At 36.8% G+C, this 17,376-nt stretch carries 17 protein-coding genes; 9 read left to right on the forward strand and 8 right to left on the reverse strand.

Going from position 1 to position 17,376, the window contains the following annotated elements; genetic code table 11:
• Positions 1–27 precede the first annotated feature (27 nt).
• The 5 genes from H4J52_RS18465 (at position 28) to H4J52_RS20170 (ending at position 2,367) form a co-directional block, all read left to right on the forward strand.
• Positions 28–666, forward strand: coding sequence for a hypothetical protein (locus tag H4J52_RS18465; protein ID WP_182181801.1), 639 nt, complete (start codon positions 28–30; stop codon positions 664–666).
• The gene (locus H4J52_RS18470) at positions 667–996 is read left to right on the forward strand and encodes a hypothetical protein (protein ID WP_404851866.1); all 330 of its coding nucleotides are present in this window, start codon (positions 667–669) and stop codon (positions 994–996) included. It begins immediately after the preceding gene.
• Between the two features lie 36 nt (positions 997–1,032).
• Positions 1,033–1,509, forward strand: coding sequence for a potassium channel family protein (locus H4J52_RS18475; protein ID WP_182181799.1), 477 nt, complete (start codon positions 1,033–1,035; stop codon positions 1,507–1,509).
• Positions 1,510–1,615: 106 nt separating this feature from the next.
• The gene (locus H4J52_RS18480) at positions 1,616–1,876 is read left to right on the forward strand and encodes an Lpp/OprI family alanine-zipper lipoprotein (protein ID WP_182181798.1); all 261 of its coding nucleotides are present in this window, start codon (positions 1,616–1,618) and stop codon (positions 1,874–1,876) included.
• 365 nt (positions 1,877–2,241) lie between these two features.
• Positions 2,242–2,367 (forward strand): hypothetical protein, encoded by a 126-nt coding sequence (locus H4J52_RS20170; RefSeq protein WP_259366507.1) that lies wholly within the window; start codon positions 2,242–2,244, stop codon positions 2,365–2,367.
• 36 nt (positions 2,368–2,403) lie between these two features.
• Here the strand turns inward: H4J52_RS20170 and H4J52_RS18485 are convergent, their stop codons facing one another.
• Positions 2,404–3,672 (reverse strand): hypothetical protein, encoded by a 1,269-nt coding sequence (locus H4J52_RS18485; protein WP_182181797.1) that lies wholly within the window; start codon positions 3,670–3,672, stop codon positions 2,404–2,406.
• Positions 3,673–4,097: 425 nt separating this feature from the next.
• On the opposite strand from H4J52_RS18485, the gene H4J52_RS18490 reads away from it, so the two are divergent.
• Positions 4,098–5,285, forward strand: coding sequence for a lipopolysaccharide assembly protein LapB (locus tag H4J52_RS18490; protein WP_182181796.1), 1,188 nt, complete (start codon positions 4,098–4,100; stop codon positions 5,283–5,285).
• Between the two features lie 45 nt (positions 5,286–5,330).
• Here H4J52_RS18490 and H4J52_RS18495 read toward each other — a convergent pair whose 3' ends face one another.
• The 5 genes from H4J52_RS18495 to H4J52_RS18515 all read right to left on the reverse strand — a co-directional run bounded on the left by H4J52_RS18495 (position 5,331) and on the right by H4J52_RS18515 (position 12,612).
• A complete protein-coding gene (locus H4J52_RS18495) occupies positions 5,331–6,668 on the reverse strand; it encodes a PAS domain-containing sensor histidine kinase (protein WP_182181795.1) in 1,338 nt (445 codons plus the stop codon).
• Positions 6,661–8,061 carry a sigma-54 dependent transcriptional regulator gene (locus H4J52_RS18500; RefSeq protein ID WP_182181794.1) on the reverse strand — a complete coding sequence of 467 codons (1,401 nt, stop codon included), beginning with the start codon at positions 8,059–8,061 and terminating at the stop codon, positions 6,661–6,663. Before H4J52_RS18500 ends, H4J52_RS18495 begins: the two co-directional genes overlap by 8 nt.
• Positions 8,062–8,137: 76 nt before the next feature.
• The gene (locus H4J52_RS18505; protein ID WP_182181793.1) at positions 8,138–10,561 is read right to left on the reverse strand and encodes an FtsX-like permease family protein; all 2,424 of its coding nucleotides are present in this window, start codon (positions 10,559–10,561) and stop codon (positions 8,138–8,140) included.
• 8 nt (positions 10,562–10,569) lie between these two features.
• Positions 10,570–11,304 (reverse strand): ABC transporter ATP-binding protein, encoded by a 735-nt coding sequence (locus H4J52_RS18510; protein WP_182181792.1) that lies wholly within the window; start codon positions 11,302–11,304, stop codon positions 10,570–10,572.
• Between the two features lie 51 nt (positions 11,305–11,355).
• Positions 11,356–12,612 carry an efflux RND transporter periplasmic adaptor subunit gene (locus tag H4J52_RS18515; protein ID WP_182225364.1) on the reverse strand — a complete coding sequence of 419 codons (1,257 nt, stop codon included), beginning with the start codon at positions 12,610–12,612 and terminating at the stop codon, positions 11,356–11,358.
• Between the two features lie 328 nt (positions 12,613–12,940).
• Here H4J52_RS18515 and H4J52_RS18520 point away from each other — a divergent pair, with 328 nt between their 5' ends.
• Positions 12,941–13,615, forward strand: a complete 675-nt coding sequence (locus H4J52_RS18520; RefSeq protein ID WP_182181790.1) for an alpha/beta hydrolase — start codon at positions 12,941–12,943, stop codon at positions 13,613–13,615.
• Positions 13,616–13,925: 310 nt separating this feature from the next.
• On the opposite strand, the gene H4J52_RS18525 is transcribed toward H4J52_RS18520, so the two are convergent.
• Positions 13,926–15,134 carry a lytic murein transglycosylase gene (locus tag H4J52_RS18525; protein WP_182225365.1) on the reverse strand — a complete coding sequence of 403 codons (1,209 nt, stop codon included), beginning with the start codon at positions 15,132–15,134 and terminating at the stop codon, positions 13,926–13,928.
• A 152-nt stretch (positions 15,135–15,286) separates the two neighbouring features.
• Between H4J52_RS18525 and H4J52_RS18530 the strand changes: the two genes are divergently transcribed.
• Positions 15,287–15,613, forward strand: a complete 327-nt coding sequence (locus H4J52_RS18530; protein WP_182181788.1) for a DUF6172 family protein — start codon at positions 15,287–15,289, stop codon at positions 15,611–15,613.
• A gap of 24 nt (positions 15,614–15,637) precedes the next feature.
• On the forward strand, positions 15,638–16,495 hold the full coding sequence (locus tag H4J52_RS18535; RefSeq protein WP_182181787.1) for a PA4780 family RIO1-like protein kinase: 858 nt from the start codon (positions 15,638–15,640) through the stop codon (positions 16,493–16,495).
• Between the two features lie 5 nt (positions 16,496–16,500).
• Here the strand turns inward: H4J52_RS18535 and H4J52_RS18540 are convergent, their stop codons facing one another.
• Entirely contained in the window at positions 16,501–17,283 is a 783-nt protein-coding gene (locus tag H4J52_RS18540; RefSeq protein WP_182181786.1) for a pseudouridine synthase, read from the reverse strand.
• Positions 17,284–17,376: the final 93 nt, after the last annotated feature.

A 17,376-nucleotide genomic window follows, 5' to 3' on the forward strand; every position in this document is an offset into this window, starting at 1 on the left:
AACTAGGCGGATTTTTGGGATCTGAATATGAGCTTTCTAAAACGACTATTTAATAAGAAAGAAGACGAACGCCAAGTTAACTCAGCTGAAGAGTTAAAGATTAAAGATATTATCGTACTTACCGATAGTTTCGCGTTACCTGAATCGTTACGAACACAACAGTTTCAAGTTTCAGCTATCAACTGTTACGAGTTTGAGAGTAAGACAGAGACTGAATGGGTATTGCAGGGTGAAAACAACCTTGAACTTTACTTAACCATCGAAAAAGACGATCAAACTTACCTTAAATTTGCCCTTAAAATTCAGCATGAAGATATCGAATCTCTCTTTGATCTAGATGAGTTTGCAACAATATTTGATGATCCGGGACAAGCATTTCTAGAGAGAAAGTCTGATTCATCATTAACTTCAGGCTGGAGTAGTTCACAATACCAGCAACGCGTTTTTGCAAAAGTAGGTTACTTTCATCGTAAAGATAATCGCACAGAAAGCTTAAGTGCATATGAAGGCAATGAAGCCGGTGAGCAATTTGAACTTTATAGCTTACTTGATGAAGAACAATCACGCGGTATTGATATTGAAGTATGGCAAGATGGTGAAACCGACCTATTTATCACATTATATCGTCCAACTTCTGATATTATTGATATTTTCCCAGGGAGCTAAATTGTGAGCAGAATATTACCTGAGAAATGGCAATCTTCAATACAAGCAGTCAAAGCTGTGCAAGTGGCTTTTGATATGGATGAAAAAATTCAATTAGCGATCCGTACTCAAGCACTACATGCTGGCTTGAGCCCATCTGATCAAATTCGTGATATTTTAGGTCTGCCAACAAATAAAAGACCTAAGCGACCTCGTTTAACGGTAAGCTTAGGACACGATGATTACAAAATATTAGCGTTAAAATATAATCTATCTCCAGAACAACAACTTGAAATAAAGCGTAAATTAATGGATGATTTAATTTTACACGTTACACAATACAGTGAATAGTAAGCGCTATTGCACAACAGCGAATTTATAAAAATTATGATGATTACCCATAGACTTAAACATTACACTATCGATGAATTTGGTATTAAGAATTACAAATCTCGATATATTTTGATCTTAACTATTTTCACCTTGTATTTGATCATGGCAGGGGCTGCACAGCTTTTACTGCATTTTGAATTGCCCGCTCCAACAGCAAATATTAAAACCTATAACGATGCCTTTTGGGCGCTTCAAATGAGCTCTAGCACTATAGGTTTTGGTGATTATTACCCAGTAACAACCTCGGGTCGAGTCGTTGTTATGTGCATGTTTTATATTGGTGTAGGCTTAATGAGTTTTATTGGCGCACAATTTATTAATCGTTTTTTTGGTTTTTCTAACACTAATGTTAAAAATAGAGAATTACGCAGACAAAATAAAGAAATATTAGATCATAATAAACAACTCGAAATAAAAATTGATTTATTAGTCAGTAAGATTGAAGAAGTTATTCACAAATCAGCTAAGTAAATAGTAAACAAATTTTCTATAAAGAGAGATAAGTTACAATTTTAGATTTTTGTATATAATTTTGTGCCATAATACTCTACAAGCGTGATAATAAAGGGAGAACACTATGTTAATCAGAAATATTGCTCTAGTAGCACTGGTAATGACAGTAACAGGTTGTGCTAACACCGACGCTTTAGAAGCAAGTGTAAGTAGCCTAAACCAAAAAGTTGATACACTAACAAATAAAGTTAATGCCTTAACTGATGATGTTGCTGACGTAAAAAGCCAGCAAAAAATGACTAAAGCAACAATAGAAGATGTTAAATCATCTGTTGATAATGCTAATGAACGCATGGATAACATTGCTTCTACTTATAAAAAATAATAGATAGACTGTCCATAGACTAAATAAACACGAGTATGATTATGTCATCCTCGTGTTTTTTTATGCCTAAAAGAAGGTAGGTATTTATGTTTTTCTAAAAAAGTTCCTTGCCATCTAGGTAACTGCTCCTGCGTTACTCTACTTACTACATCCCTGAAATCACATCATCACGACATACCGTTGACGTGCAAGGATGCACTAATGCCTTGAAAGACAGGATGTCTGAGAAAGGCCATCCTGAACATCGTCGTTCCTTGCCATCTCGGTAACTGCACCTGCGTTACTCTACTTCCTGCATCCCTGAAGTCACAGCATTACGACATACCGTTGACGTGCAAGGATGCACTAATGCCTTGAAAGACAGGATGTCTGAGAAAGGCCATCCTGAACATCGTCGTTCCTTGCCATCCATGGCATCACGACATACCGTTCATCCTGAACATAAAAAAACCAGTGGCTTTGCAGCCTCTGGTTTTATATTTAATAATTAACAACGGTCGATAAAAAGTGTTGACCCGCTATTACCTTTAGCCAAAAATGGCGCGCATTAAACCTATAGCTTGTTCAACACTTTTACCATTCTTTACCTGAATAATAATTGAGTCACGTTTACCCAATAGGTAGGTTGGTAGATCTTCTGAAGTAAGCGCTTTATCTACCAAAATTTCAGCTGACTCTTTGCTACGTTTTTTAGGTACAGCTTTTGACTTAGTTTTCGCTTTGTTAAGCATTTTATCGCGCAAACGAATATAGTTTGAGTTTGGCGCTAAGTCAGCATCAGCAAATAAAAATAAATCGATGAGTACAGCACGATTTTTCCATAACGTCTGCTCACGTTTACTTTTACTCTCTGGCGTTTCGCTTTCGTTATTGTCTGATTCACTTGCTTCGCTATCACTTGCAACACAAGTTTCTTCAACAATTTCTGGTTGTGCTTGATGCCACCATGCAAAAGTACGCATAGTACCGATCATGTCATGCCAGTATGAAGAAAAATCAGTATTTTTTAGTTTAGCAATTGATAAACCTTGGCAAAGAATATCAATTTTATTATTGTTTAATGCAATAAATTGATCCGGTCGGCGCATTGCTAACAAGCGTGTAGCAGCCGCTAACGGTGCTTTTTCACCTTGAGATTTAACCTGTGTATATTCTTTAAAGATTTGTTGGAAGTCACTAACAAACCGTTGATAATCAGCATGATTTACATCACCTGTTAAAGGGATATGCGCTAATGCAGCATCAAATTTTTCTGGTGATTGCTCAAGTAAGGTATGAAAAACCTTGGCGCCTTTAGTACCAGCAAACCATTCAACATCAAAATTATAAATACTGTAGTCGTGCTGAGTAGTGTGCTTACCAGAAAAAGCGAGGCGGTCTTCAACAATTAAGTCTGCTAAAGGTTGTTGACGAATTTCGTCAAGATAGTTAAGCAAACGTAAACGCTCGTCTAGGGCATGTATACTAGTTTGCTGTTCAATAAAATCAGCAAATATTGTCCAAGGAGCAATTCTAGCCATTTTAAACTGGCTAAGCGTTATCCCAGCTTCAAGAATATCTTGTAGTTTTTTAAGCGGTAAAAGTTGCTCATCTTCTAAAAGATCCTTATTAAGTTCTTCACGACAAAGACGGTTTAACTCACCACACCAACCTAGAAAATCTTCTGGACGATGTGTCACTTTAACCGCCATTAAATTTAAGCTCAGCGGCGTGATATATTTAAGGGCATTTTGATAAACCTGATTTTCAGCATCAGACAGGGGCATTTTAACAGGTGACGATAACAACTTTCTCATGAAACTATATAAACTCCAGTATAAGGAACTATGACTAGTCATACATTTAAGAACCGACTAGAAATAATGTAAAAAAAATCGCGAAATTTACGCGGTTTAATTAAGGCATTGCAATTGATAATACCGATTATAGCAAATGGGGAGTGTTTTGTTGATTTAATCTGCGAAAAAAAACGCTCGCTAACTTTAATCTTTATGCAGTGATGTAAATGATTAGGCATCTACTACACCCAACTTATAATTAGCATCGATTAAGCAAAGCGTGTAGTTAAGTGGAACGGTTAAAAGTGACGTGTAATGATTAATTTTCAACAACACTTTATTATAAGTTATTATTCTGTTAATTTAAGTACAGAGTTTTTCGTAGTTAAGTTATCCCGTGGTAAGACGAGATAGAAAATATACCCGAATGTTAAGGATGACAAATGCATCGCATAAGAATAATTTTACTTTTGATATTATCTTTTGTTTTTTCAGCCTGTTCAACTACGTCTATAGATGGCTCAAAATCTGATCTTAAACAACACATCAATATTCCTATTAATTACAATTTATTTGAACAAACAAAAATAGCACCATTAAATGAGCAAGAACTGTTTTACCTAACGCAAGACCAACAGAAAAAGGTAAAAATAGATTTTGAGAAAAAAGTAGCTATGGGCTATGAACCTCACAAAGCACTCTATCAGATACTTACCGAGAACATGGCCAATTTCACCTATTATGGTGCAACATATAATGCCACTACCGCAATGCGTCTTAATAAAGGGAACTGTATGAGTTTGGCTATTTTAACCACTGCTTATGCTAAGCTGTTGGGATTGGATTTCTCATATCGTAACGTGTATACCTTACCTATTTATTCTAAAAAAGAAGATGTTATTTTATCCTCTTCGCATGTACAAACAGTAATTTATGATCCCTCTTTTGTTGCTGATGATAACTTTTTCTATTTTTCTCCCCCCGGTATAGCCATTGATTACTTCCCAAGTAAAAATAATCGCAGAAAAGGAACGTTTTCTTATAATACCTTTGTAGCGATGTATTATAAGAATATTGCTGCTGACGCTTTAGCTGATAAAGATTTAGCGAAATCCTTTATGTATGCTAATACCGCCTATAAATATGACACTAAAAATATCGAAACAATTAATTTATTAGCCGTTATTCACCGAAGGGCTGGTGATGTAAAAACGGCAGAAGCAATCTACAAAATAGGTCTAGATCGAGGAAAACCAAACATAGCACTATTAAGTAATTATATTATGCTACTTAAGTCTCAACAGCGAATGGAAGAAGTGAGTTTTCTGCAAAGTAAGATGGAAGAATTAGACGATCCTAACCCCTATAAATCGTTAACTCAGGCTTATATCGCAACAAAAAATAATGATATTAAACAAGCAGAAAGACACTTTAAAAAGGCATTGAAGAAAGCGCCCTATTTAAATCAAGCCTATATGGGGCTATACCGTATTTATACAAAGCAACAAAAAATGGAGATGGCCCAAGCTATGTTAGTTAAAGCACTAGAGTGGACCTATGAGCTTGATGAAAAAAAGCTCTATAAGCAGAAGCTCTATAATATTAACCAAAGTATTGCTGGAAATATCTAAACGGTAATATTGGTATATATCGAGTGTAACTGATAATTTATCGTATCAACCTTTAGGAAGCGATATGACAGCTTCAACCCCTGCGACATTTTCTCTGTTTTTTAACGATAAAAGTCCATCATGATTAAATAATATTTGTTTGCATAACGTTAAGCCAATACCACTGCCTTGTGGTTTTGTCGTATAAAAAGGGACAAATAAGTTATTTTTGTTAGCTATCCCGCTACCTGAATCACAGACGTGAATGTGAAAATATTTATCATCCACATGACAAAACACTTCAATAATTTTGTCTGTGCTACGAGTTCTCTGCATGGCTTCTTTGGCGTTTTTAAAGACATTGATAAAGACTTGCTCAAGCTGAGCTTTATCTGCGTAAATATTTACCTGTTCTAAATCAATAGAATTATCTGGAAATAGAATACGACAATCACTAAAGAGCGCAATACAATGGCTAATAAAGCCTTGCAGGGCAAATCTACTTTTATTGGGTTCAGGCAAGTGAGAAAGCTGACTATAGCTGGCAATAAAGGAACTAAGCGAACTTGCTCGTTCGTTAATAATATCAACCCCCGTTAATAAAGACTCTCGATTTAAGGCTTTCTGCCCGTCTTGTAATTTAGAACTTATCGATTGGCTAATACTAGAGATAGGTGTTAAAGAATTGTTCATTTCATGACTTAAAACACGCAATAAACTTTGCCAAGATTTGCGTTCTTTTTCTAATAACAATCGTTGTGCTGAGGTGATTAAAAAGAGTTGATGTTGCTTGCCTTCACTTAAAAAGTATTCTTTAAAAAGGAAGTGTTCACCACTAAGCTGGGGTTGTTCAAAATCAATAATACCGCTTTGTGCTTCACTAATAACTTTCCCTATCATTAGGCTTGTCAGCAATAAATGAGCATGTTGAGACATATCTATTTGTAATAATTTTTGGGCCGAATCATTTGCCAATACAATCCGACCTTGTTCATCAACCGCTAAAACCATTGCATCCATTTGTTGCATTATTCGCTCAAGCAACTGCCGACTCTCTTTCGCTTCAATTTTACTTAATGCCAGTGTGTCTGCGAGATTATTAACGAGTGTGAGTAGTTCTTGAAAAGCCTTATTTTCTTGCTCTCGGCCACGCAAACTATAATCGCCATCAATCATTGATTCCAGAATATTAGCCAAGGTTCTTATTTGTTGTTGAGAACGTTGCTCAGAAATGACAACAATGAAAACAGCAATTAACGCCAAAATAATAAGTATAAAAGCAATTAAATAAGCAGATACATTGGCTATATAAAGTGCTACGGTGGTTATAATCAAACAAGGCAAGCACAAAAAAAGAGCTAACAAGCTATGATCATTTTTTTGTTTTCGTTGTCGATTAGTCAAGGCCGTGTTTACTCATGCGACGATAAAAGCCACTGCGACTTAACCCTAAAGATTTGGCCGTTTCTGTGGCGTTACCTCTATGGTGTTTCAAACGGCTGATTAGCGATATTTTTTCTATTTCATCTAAAGATAATGACGAATGATTAGCGAGTTTATCACCTCTATTCTCATCAAGTTCACTTGCTGAAGGATGAATATTCTCAAGTAATAAATCTCGTCCACCTATCACCGTTTTTTTACAGGTAAAAAGCAGTTTTTCCATAAGATGGCTTAGCTCACGAATATTACCCGGCCAAGTATACTGTTGTAACTTATTAACAGCATCCGATGATAACTCAGGGGCGACAATATTATATTTAGCACTAAAGCGTTGTAAAAAATAATGGGCTAAAGGCTCAATATCTTCAATACGTTCGTGCAATGAAGGTATACGTAATTGAATGGTATTTAAACGGTAAAATAAATCTTGCCTAAATTGCTGTTCACTAATAGCTTTTGCCAAGTCACAGTTGGTGGCTGAAATAATACGTACATCCGCGCTCAGCGATTTACTACTTCCGACCACTTCAAATTTTTTCTCCTCTAATACTCTTAATAACTTAGCTTGTTGAGCCATTGGGATATTGGCAAGTTCATCCAGAAATAACGTGCCTTGCTCTGCCATTTCAAAACGGCCAACCCTGTTTTCTTTAGCATCTGTAAATGCCCCTTTTAAATGACCAAACATTTCACTTTCAAATAAGCTTTCTGGAATAGCGCCCATATTCACCGGAACAAAAGAATTTTCAGCTCGCGATGACTGTTGATGCACATAAGAAGCAAGCATACTTTTCCCCGTGCCATTGTCACCGGTAAGTAAAATGCTCATATCACTTTTTGCGAGCTCTTCTAACGATGACAACAATGTTTTCATTGCGGGTGATTGCGCAATAATGCCATTATTTTTAGGAAACGATTGTGAGCGGAGTAGCTTGTTTTCTTGATTGAGTCGGTTGAGCTTTTTATCGATACTGGCTAATTTCAATTGCGTATTAATAGCGCTTAGCATACGTTCATTGTTCCACGGTTTCTGGATGAAATCTTTTGCGCCGGCTCGCATAGCATCAACGGCAATATCAATAGTTGCCCAGCCGGTCATAACAATAATAGGCAGAGTTTCGTCAAACTGTTGAATAGCCTCAACTAACTGTAACCCTTCACTACCAGAGGTTGTATCTTGCTGAAAATTCATGTCAATTAAAACGAGATCTACATTTTCACGCTTTAAATTTTCCAAAACAGCTTCAGGCGTGGACATCGCTAAAATATCAAAATTCTCTTCTGACAACATATATTTTAAGCTGGCAATAATATTGAGGTCATCATCAGCAATTAAGATTTTATTATTTTTCACAGTATTATAGTTACACCATTGATTAATATTACTCTATCGCCCTAACATTAAGGGCGATAGCTTTTCTTCCTTCGTCTTATTCGTAACGAAGAGCTGAGCTTGGTTCCATTTTAACGGCTCTGCGCGTTGGTGCATATATCGCTAACATTACAATAGCAGATAATCCAATAACTACCGTTACTGCAAGAACCACATATAAATACGTTGGGAATATACCTTCCGACATTTTATTAAAACCAAAGGCAATTAATACAAAAATGATTAAGGCTAAACCTAATCCTTTAATTAATTGTTTCGCCCCTTGTTTCATAAACATATTCACAATACTTTTATCAGTAGCACCCACTGCGCGTCTAATACCAACTTCATGAGTACGTTGTGCCACCGAATTAGCGGTTAAACCATAAATGCCAACCAGTGCTAAGATTAGGGCAAAGAAGCCTGTACCAAAAGTGATATTAGACGTTAATTGCATTACATCACGCATCATACCTCTATTTTTCTCTGCCGGTTCAACCGCATAAAAGAGAGCAATATTTCGATCTATTTTATACAAGGCTTGATAAAATATTTCTTCACTATTAATTAATTCGCCTTCTATTAGATAAAAAAAGTTTTGAAAAGCCGTCATAAATTGTAAACCTGAAGTATAAACTTCATCGGCGCTATCAAGCTTACCGAGCATGGTTTTAGGATTCATGCGATTTGTTACAACGCCGACGATAAATAGTTTTTCGTTTTTTTCATCGATCTTAAGTTGAAAGCTTTTACCAATGACAGATTCCCCAGGCCAGTATCGACTCGCCATTGACTGACTAATCAAAGCGACGTTACGATTACCTTTTTTGTCTTGATGGTTTAAGAAACGCCCATCAACCAGGTTAACACCAATGGTATCTGTTTTCCCTATCACACTTAGCGTATCAACAGATGGCTTACTTTTTTCATCGGTGTAATCAATTCCCTCAAGTGTTAGGAGAAAATTTCCAAGCCAATTGTTCATAACGACACCCGCAACGCGAGGGTGACTTTTGATGTCTGTCATTAAGTTTTGATAAAAAGCAATTTGCTGCTGTGGTTCTGCATACTTATTTTCAGGTAGGCTGAGCCTAGCTCTCATCACATTAGTGTAATCATCTCCCGTTTCTAAATTAACCAGTTTATTAGATATATACCCTGACATCGAACCAATAAGCATTAATATCGCGACAAGAAATACTTGAGTCGTGACTAAGAATCTTGATAAACGCCCTGCTTTTTTACCTTGTGCGCCACGAGTTCCATCACGTAATGTTGTATTAATGTCTTGATTGGCAGAGCGCCAAGCGGGTAAAAATGAGGATAAAAAAATTGTCACTATAGTAAAGACGGCCGCCATTAATAGTGTTTCTTTGTCCATACCCCAACGCCACCAAAACACTAGCGTTTTGGAATTCCATGAATGCAATATAATATCGGTGTAATGTAAAGCAGCACCTACAAGTAAAACCGATAAAACGCCACCTAATAAAGTAATAATAACGCCTTCCCACATTAACTGACTCACTAAACGAGTGTTTGATGCGCCTAATGCTGCTCGTATCGCGGTTTCTTTTTGACGTTCTATAGCCCGAGCAAGTAAAAGATTTCCAACATTAATACACGCAAGTAATAGGATCATTCCAGCGATCACATTTAAAAAGGTAAAAATCACCGTACCTTCACCTCCCATTTGCGCAAAAGGAAATGACCAGAAACGTACTGACTTATCACCTTTTTCTAAATCGTATTGCGTAGCATTTTGTTGATAAATCGTATTAATTTGCTGGCTTAAGGCTTGTTCAGCTTTAGCTCTACTGATATCAGGTTTAATACGACCGTAAAGATGAACATGATTAGGGTTGTTCGCTGTCTTTTTTATGAGTGATTGTTCTATCGGCAGCCAAACATGACTCGAACCAGGAAAAAGATACCCTTGGGGCATAACACCAATAATTTCGGTAACAATATCATTCACAATAATAGTCTTACCAATAATGTCTTTGCTAGATGAATAATCACTCGCCCAAATCTGAGTGCTGATAACGGCAACGGGAGAAGCACCTGCTTCTATATCTGCAGCTTGCAGTGTTCGACCTAGCACCGCTTTTGTGCCACTGAAATTAAAAAATCCTTGGTCAACATAAGTCCCATAAACATTCTTTCCACTATCTTCAAAAGACAATCTAAAGTCTTGTTTATCATAAATACCAAATTCACTGAGTACTGTTTGTTTTTCCTTTATCATAAAGAATTCATAGGAAGTCCATAACTGAAATTCACCATTAAATTCTGCATTAACCGACAGCATGCTTTCCCCGTTAGGTAAGTTTAAGTCTTTATGCATAGTTGAATACAAAAATGAAAAGGTGAATAAGCTGATGGAAAGCCCCCCAACAAGAACAGCTAAAGTCATCGCAGTGAACTTAGGTGACTTAAAAAGTAATCTAAAGGCATATTTGATGTCGATAAATGTAGACATGTATCCTCCTAACCTACCACTAATGCAGGTGCAGGTATTGAACCTGCATTGTTTTTTATGTTGATATTATCAGCAATTAAACGGCCATCAAACATCTCTAAACAGCGGTCTGCTCTTTTTGCAGAAGAAGGGTCGTGTGTCACCATACATATTGTCGATCCTTCTTGATGAAGTTTATCAAGCAAGGCTAATACAGCTTCAGCATTTCTTGAATCTAAATTACCGGTTGGTTCATCAGCAAGAATAATTGCGGGGTCGTTAACTAAAGCACGAGCTACAGCGACTCGCTGTTGTTGACCACCAGAAAGCTGTGATGGGAAATGATCTTTTCGGTGAGACATTTCAACTTTTTCTAATACCTGCTGTACTTTGCCCTCTATTTCACTTTTTGATAAACCTTTTTGATACGTTAACGGTAGCATCACATTTTCAAAAACCGTCAAATCAGAAATTAAGTTAAATGACTGAAAGACAAAACCAATTTGTTCACTGCGAATTTTTGCTCGTTGATCTCTTGATAATGATGAAACATCAACACCATCTAGTGCATAAGTGCCATGGGTTGGAGAATCAAGTAAACCTAAAAGTGATAATAATGTAGATTTACCACAGCCAGACTGTCCACTTAATGAAATATACTCACCCTTTTTAATCGTTAAATTAACCGTATCAATAGCGCGTGTTTCGATTTCTTCAGTCAAAAACCTTTTACTGATTTCTTTCAATTCGATTAATGTGCTCATTTTTATTTCCTTTAATTTGTCTGTTACTCTTATCTTCATAAATAATTATGATTAGTTAATCATCACTTCTTGATGCTCTTGCCAACTCCTTGTATCGGAAATAATAATTTCATCTCCAACGGCTAAACCAGAAAGTATTTGAATTTGGTTGACTGAACTCTGCCCTAACTTCACCTTTTGTTTTTGAGCAAATTTTTTATCATTAATCAATTTATATAAACCTGCATCACTATAACGAGGGGCAAATACCGGACGTTGGACATAAAGTGTATCCGCAATATCACTTACCTCAATTAAGCCATCTACCGTTAAATCAGGTCGGGCATCATTGGGTAATTCACTATTTAGCTGCACATCAATTTGAACCATGCCAGTATTTACTGCCGGGTCAATGCGAATAACGTTACCAAAAATTTTATTACTTCTCGTATCAACAACAACGGCTTGACCTAATGCAATATCACTCACTTTATTTTCTTGTACTTGAAGCTCAGCAAACAACGAACGTTGATCCGCAATCAAAGCGACACTACCACCGACTTGAACTTGCTCGCCTAACGCAAGAGAAACCTGCTGAACCACCCCATTAGTTGTCGCTTTTACGGCTAAAGCATCGACTTGATCTTTAATACGCTGATAGTTATTTTCAACTAAGCCCAATCGTGCTTGTTGAGCAGTTTTAGAGGCAAGTAAACTCGCTTTCATTTTTTCAACTTTTTGCTTTTGTGATAGCCAGTATTGATTTTGTTGCTTAACGGTCAGTTGGCTATGCTGATAATCAAGCGCTGATACGGTGGCATTTTTTTGCGCGATTAATTGTGTTTCAGCATCAAGTTTTAACTTGCTGATTTGGTAACTATAGTCAGCTTCAACGACTGAATTTTCTAAGTCAAGCAATTGAGATTCAAGCGCAATATAAGCAGCATAATTTTCTGCTTTTTTTGCCTCGAATTCCCAACGGGCTTTTTCTAATTCACGGTGTAATTCAGGGTTAGAAAGTTGCATCAGCATCTGCCCTTTAATGACATGAGCGCCTGCTTTTACAAAGGCTTGTTCAACACGACCAGAAACTTGTGCTGAAACCCAACGAATATAGACAGGTTTTAAAACCCCTGTTGCGCGAACATTCACTTGAAAACGACCTTGTTCAACAACAGCGGTCACTAATTCATTTTGTTTAACAATAAAAGAAGCATCACCCATCACACTTTTTAATTTATACGTTGCAAAAGCTAACATCAGTACAACGGGTACATACCAGTACTTACGCCACAAAGGTATTATTTTTTTTTCTCGTTGGATATCCATACTCTGATGATTTCATTTTAGTAAATAATAATTAAGTAAGGTAATACAAAGGACATGCCAACTTCAAACTAGATATAAGTAACTGTTATTTAATAACAAAAACCCAGACTAATTACTTTAGCATTAAACTGTGTCGAAAACGACACAAAGTAAAAGTTAAGATGTGGCATTTATGGAACAAGCTAAAACGCGATCCCATCAAAAAATAAATCCTACAGTGAATAGGTCTTAAATTTTTGGTCTATTTACTCTTTTTATATAGATTTTTAATATTAACTCAAGCTGTTATCATAGAGTAAATATCAATTTATTAAGATAAGTAAAGTAGATGTCAATAAAACCCTTAGCGCGCGTTACGGTAGAACCAAAATCAACAGCCACATCATGTGTTATTTGGCTACATGGACTTGGCGATTCAGGCGATGGCTTTGCGCCGATTGTTCCTGTATTAAATTTACCAAAAAATCATGGTATTCGCTTTATTTTTCCACATGCACCAGAGCAGGCCGTAACGATTAACCAAGGCTATGTGATGCGTTCTTGGTACGACATAAAGAGTATGGATTTGCATAATCGTGCAGATATGGAAGGCGTGTTAGCATCAGAAAAAGCGATTCATGTGCTTATTCAGCAGCAAATTGATTTAGGTATTTCAACTGATAAAATTATACTTGCCGGTTTTAGCCAAGGTGGTGTGGTCAGTTTATTTACGGGACTCAGGTTTCCTCAAAAATTAGCCGGTATTTTAGCGCTATCGTGCTATTTACCTACCGCTGATAAATTACCTGATAACTGTCACACTGCTAATAAACAGACACCTATTTTACAAAACCATGGTGAGCAAGATGACGTAGTGCCAATGAGTTCAGGTGTTATGGCCAATAAGTTACTGATTGATGCTGGATATCATGCAACATGGCAAGCATACCGTATGCCTCATAGCGTATTGCCAGAGCAACTGAGCGATATTTCAGCTTGGTTAGTGAATACCCTATTAAAGTAATCAACCTTATTAAGCTATAAATGAACTCAATAAAAATAAAGCCGGCATATTGTCGGTTTTATTCATTTAGGTCAGGTAGGCAATAACGCGTTAGTTATTAACGAACAATTCATTTAAACGACAAAAGAAAAATTACGTTAAAGACATTACTGGGCATAGACAGACTCAGTAATCTCAACCTACTTAACACTTCCCCTTTCTTCGGCGCCATCTTCTTAATTGGGGCATATAAGCGTCTTTATAATACTTAACCAGAAAGTACTCACTCAATTATATAACCATAAATATCTTATCTAAGAGATAAAAAGAGTTATCCTTTAATACCCGCTTTATTTAATACCGCTCGGCTAGGGAAACCATCACCAACTAAGCCATGTTGCAATTGATATAAGCGAATGGCTTTTCGACTTTTTGGCCCCCAGATGCCATCGGGATTACCAACATTGTACCCCATCATATTAAGCTTTTTTTGTAGGGCTTGTAATTCCACAGGTTTATATAAATTACGCTGACTTTTATCGCTTATCTTTAATCCCGCAGCGCCTTGAATACGATTCGCTAATAACCCAACAGAAAGCGCATAATTCTCAGATAGGTTCCATTTCATAATGACATTAAAATTAGGGTAGACTAAAAATGCAGGTCCACCAGCGCCAGCAGGTAAGACTAACTCAGCATCAATTTTATAATCAGATAAAGCACTACCATTAGTACGTGTTACACCTAAAGCTTTAAAGGTTGCTAAGGGATAGAACTGATCAAACTCGACTTGTTGAAAAGCAAAGTTTTTTGGCAGCTGTACTTGTCGACCCCAACGCTCTTTTTCTAACCAGCCAATGCTATTTAAATAATTAGCGGCACTCGTTAATGCATCGGCTTCACTTTGCCAAACATCTACTTTACCGTCATCATCGCCATCTAAGGCATACTTTTTCAATGCTGAGGGCATAAACTGCATATGCCCCATGGCTCCAGCCCAGGAACCAGCGAGTTGCTTGGTGGTGATCGCTTTATTATCGATCAAATAAAACAGATCAAATAATTCAGCGGTAAAGTATTCACTACGTCGCTCATCACAGGCTAATGTGGCTAAAGAGTTTAACACCGACATTTTCCCTTTGTTTCTACCAAAGTTAGTTTCTAAGCCCCAAAAAGACACTAAGTACTGTGCAGGAATGCCGTATTTTTTAGACAGTTTATCAAACAACTCTTTATGCTCAGCTAATTTCTTTCTACCAGTTTGGATATGATAATTAGTTAAGCGTAATTTTAAATAATCAGCAAAGCTTTGACTAAATTCAGGTTGGCGTTGATCGAGTTCAATTACGCGTTTTATCGGCGCAAGCGCTGGAATAATATCATTAACAATATAACCTGAATAACCAGCAGATTTGGCCTTGACCTGCAAATTATTGATACATTGAGTAAAATTGTTATTACCCGAAGCATTCACTACTAAGGGCAATGTTGTTAATGAAGCAAAAACTAACTGAGAGAAACGTTTAATAACGGATGACATAACAGAAAAACCTTATAAAAAATTGAATAAAACATCGAAAAATATAACCAAGTTCACTTTAGCAAAGAGTAACTGTCGCACCCAAGGAAAAATTAACGTAAAATGCGGTTCATATGTAACAAATTCTCTTAACAATATCATTTAGGAACGTCATGAAAAAAACATTCAACATCACTCACCCAAAAATTAAAGTTGCTCGCTTATTTGAAGGTGTAAAACATGATGTGAAAAAATACATAAAAAGAGAAAGAAACAAAAAATTGCCTACTGGCGTTGATTTTTGGGATTTTGACTCTAAATATGGTATTACTGAAGCAGACGCAGAAGTTGTACACTTATCTGCACTCAATAAACATATCGACGAAGCTGAAAAGCTTGGCTTAACTTCATTCTATTTAGAAATTGTCGTAAAAGAAGGTTTCCGTTCGATAAAACCGCTTGGTGAAGACGAAAACTTCGATGAACTTGACGAAGAATAACTTCAAAGCCGATTTAATTAAATAATGAAAATACCTAAAAGACTACAACCCCTGGTTGACGACGGACTGGTTGACGAAGTAATCAGTCAATTAATGAGTGGTAAAGAAGCCACTGTATACATGGTACGTTGTGGCGATGAGATTCGCTGCGCCAAAGTATATAAAGAAGCCAATAAACGCAGTTTCAAAAAAGCCGCTCAATACCAAGAAGGTCGAAAAAGCCGTAATAGCCGTCGTGCACGCGCGATGGAAAAAGGCTCAAAGTATGGTAGAAAACAACAAGAAGATGCTTGGCAGAATGCCGAAGTTGAAGCCCTTTATACGTTAGCTGCTGCTGGTGTACGTGTTCCACAGCCCTTTGGTTGTTTTGAAAGTGTGCTATTAATGGAGCTGATCACTGATGGGGAAGGCGATGTTGCACCGCGCCTAAATGATATTATTCTACCAAGCGAACACGCTATAGAAGACCATCTAATTATGATGAATTATGTAAAGATCATGCTTTGTGAAGGTATCATTCATGGTGATTTGTCAGAATTTAATGTACTTGTTGACGAATACGGCCCGGTAATTATTGATTTACCACAAGCGGTTGATGCCTCGGCAAATAATAATGCTAAAAGCATGTTACTTCGCGATGTAAATAATATCACCGAGTATTATGCTCAATTTGCTCCTGAATTAGCAAAAAGCAAATATGCTCAGGAAATGTGGGCATTATATGAAAAAGCAGAATTAACACCTGAAACTCAATTGACCGGTTTATTTAAAGAAAATACTAAATCAGCAGATGTTGATACAATATTAGAGGAAATAAAAGCGGCATTTGCAGAAGAACAGGAGCGATTAGAGCGAATTAGTGATGCCGATGAACTTGATTAAGCTTATTATTCTGATTCTGTAACAGCCGTAGTAAAAATGTCCCTGATTTCTTTGTCAGTTAAAAATCGGCTCTTTCCTAGAGCCAAATCTTCATCAAGTAATAAGTTTCCGATGGCTTGTCGATGCAAGCCTATAACGGGATTACGAAATCGGCCAAACATCCGCTTAATTTGATGATATCGCCCTTCTGTTAATCTAACCTCTGCAACATATTGATGACTTTGTTCATTAGCCTGATTAGTAATAATCTTTAGTTTTGCTGGTTTAGTGGTAATCTTTTCAAATTCAAAAAACATCCCCTTCGCAAATGCTAGGGCATAATCATCCGTTAATGGGTTTTGTAAGGTAACCTGATAACATTTTTCTACTTTATGCTTGGGAGAGGTGAGCCGTTCTGACCAACGACTGTCGTTAGTCAGCAACAATAAACCTGAAGTGTTTAGATCAAGGCGACCAACAATATGTAAATTGTTTTTGTCTTCACTGGTATCCTCAGAGAATAACCTTTGTTCTTCAAGTAAATTAATAACAGTTTTATGTTGCTTATCTATCGTCGCACTCACGACGCCAATGGGTTTATGCAGCATTATATAGAGCGCTTGGTTATCTTGTAACACTTGACCATCAAGTGTTATTTTTGAAAATTTATCAATACGCTCGCCAATATCACTTGATACACAGTCATCTACGCATATCCGTTTTTGCGCTAACATCAATCGTACAGATCTACGGCTAATATTGCAGTGTTCACTGATAAAGCGGTCGAGACGAGCGGTGCTTAATGACATAAGTAGGAATTTATTTTATCGCGCTATTAAAGTGCTGGCTATGTTATACCTATTACATTAAAAATAAAGTGAATATACGTACTTAATGTATAA

This window comes from Colwellia sp. MB02u-14, from assembly GCF_014076915.1.
Classification (GTDB): Bacteria; Pseudomonadota; Gammaproteobacteria; order Enterobacterales; family Alteromonadaceae; genus Colwellia_A.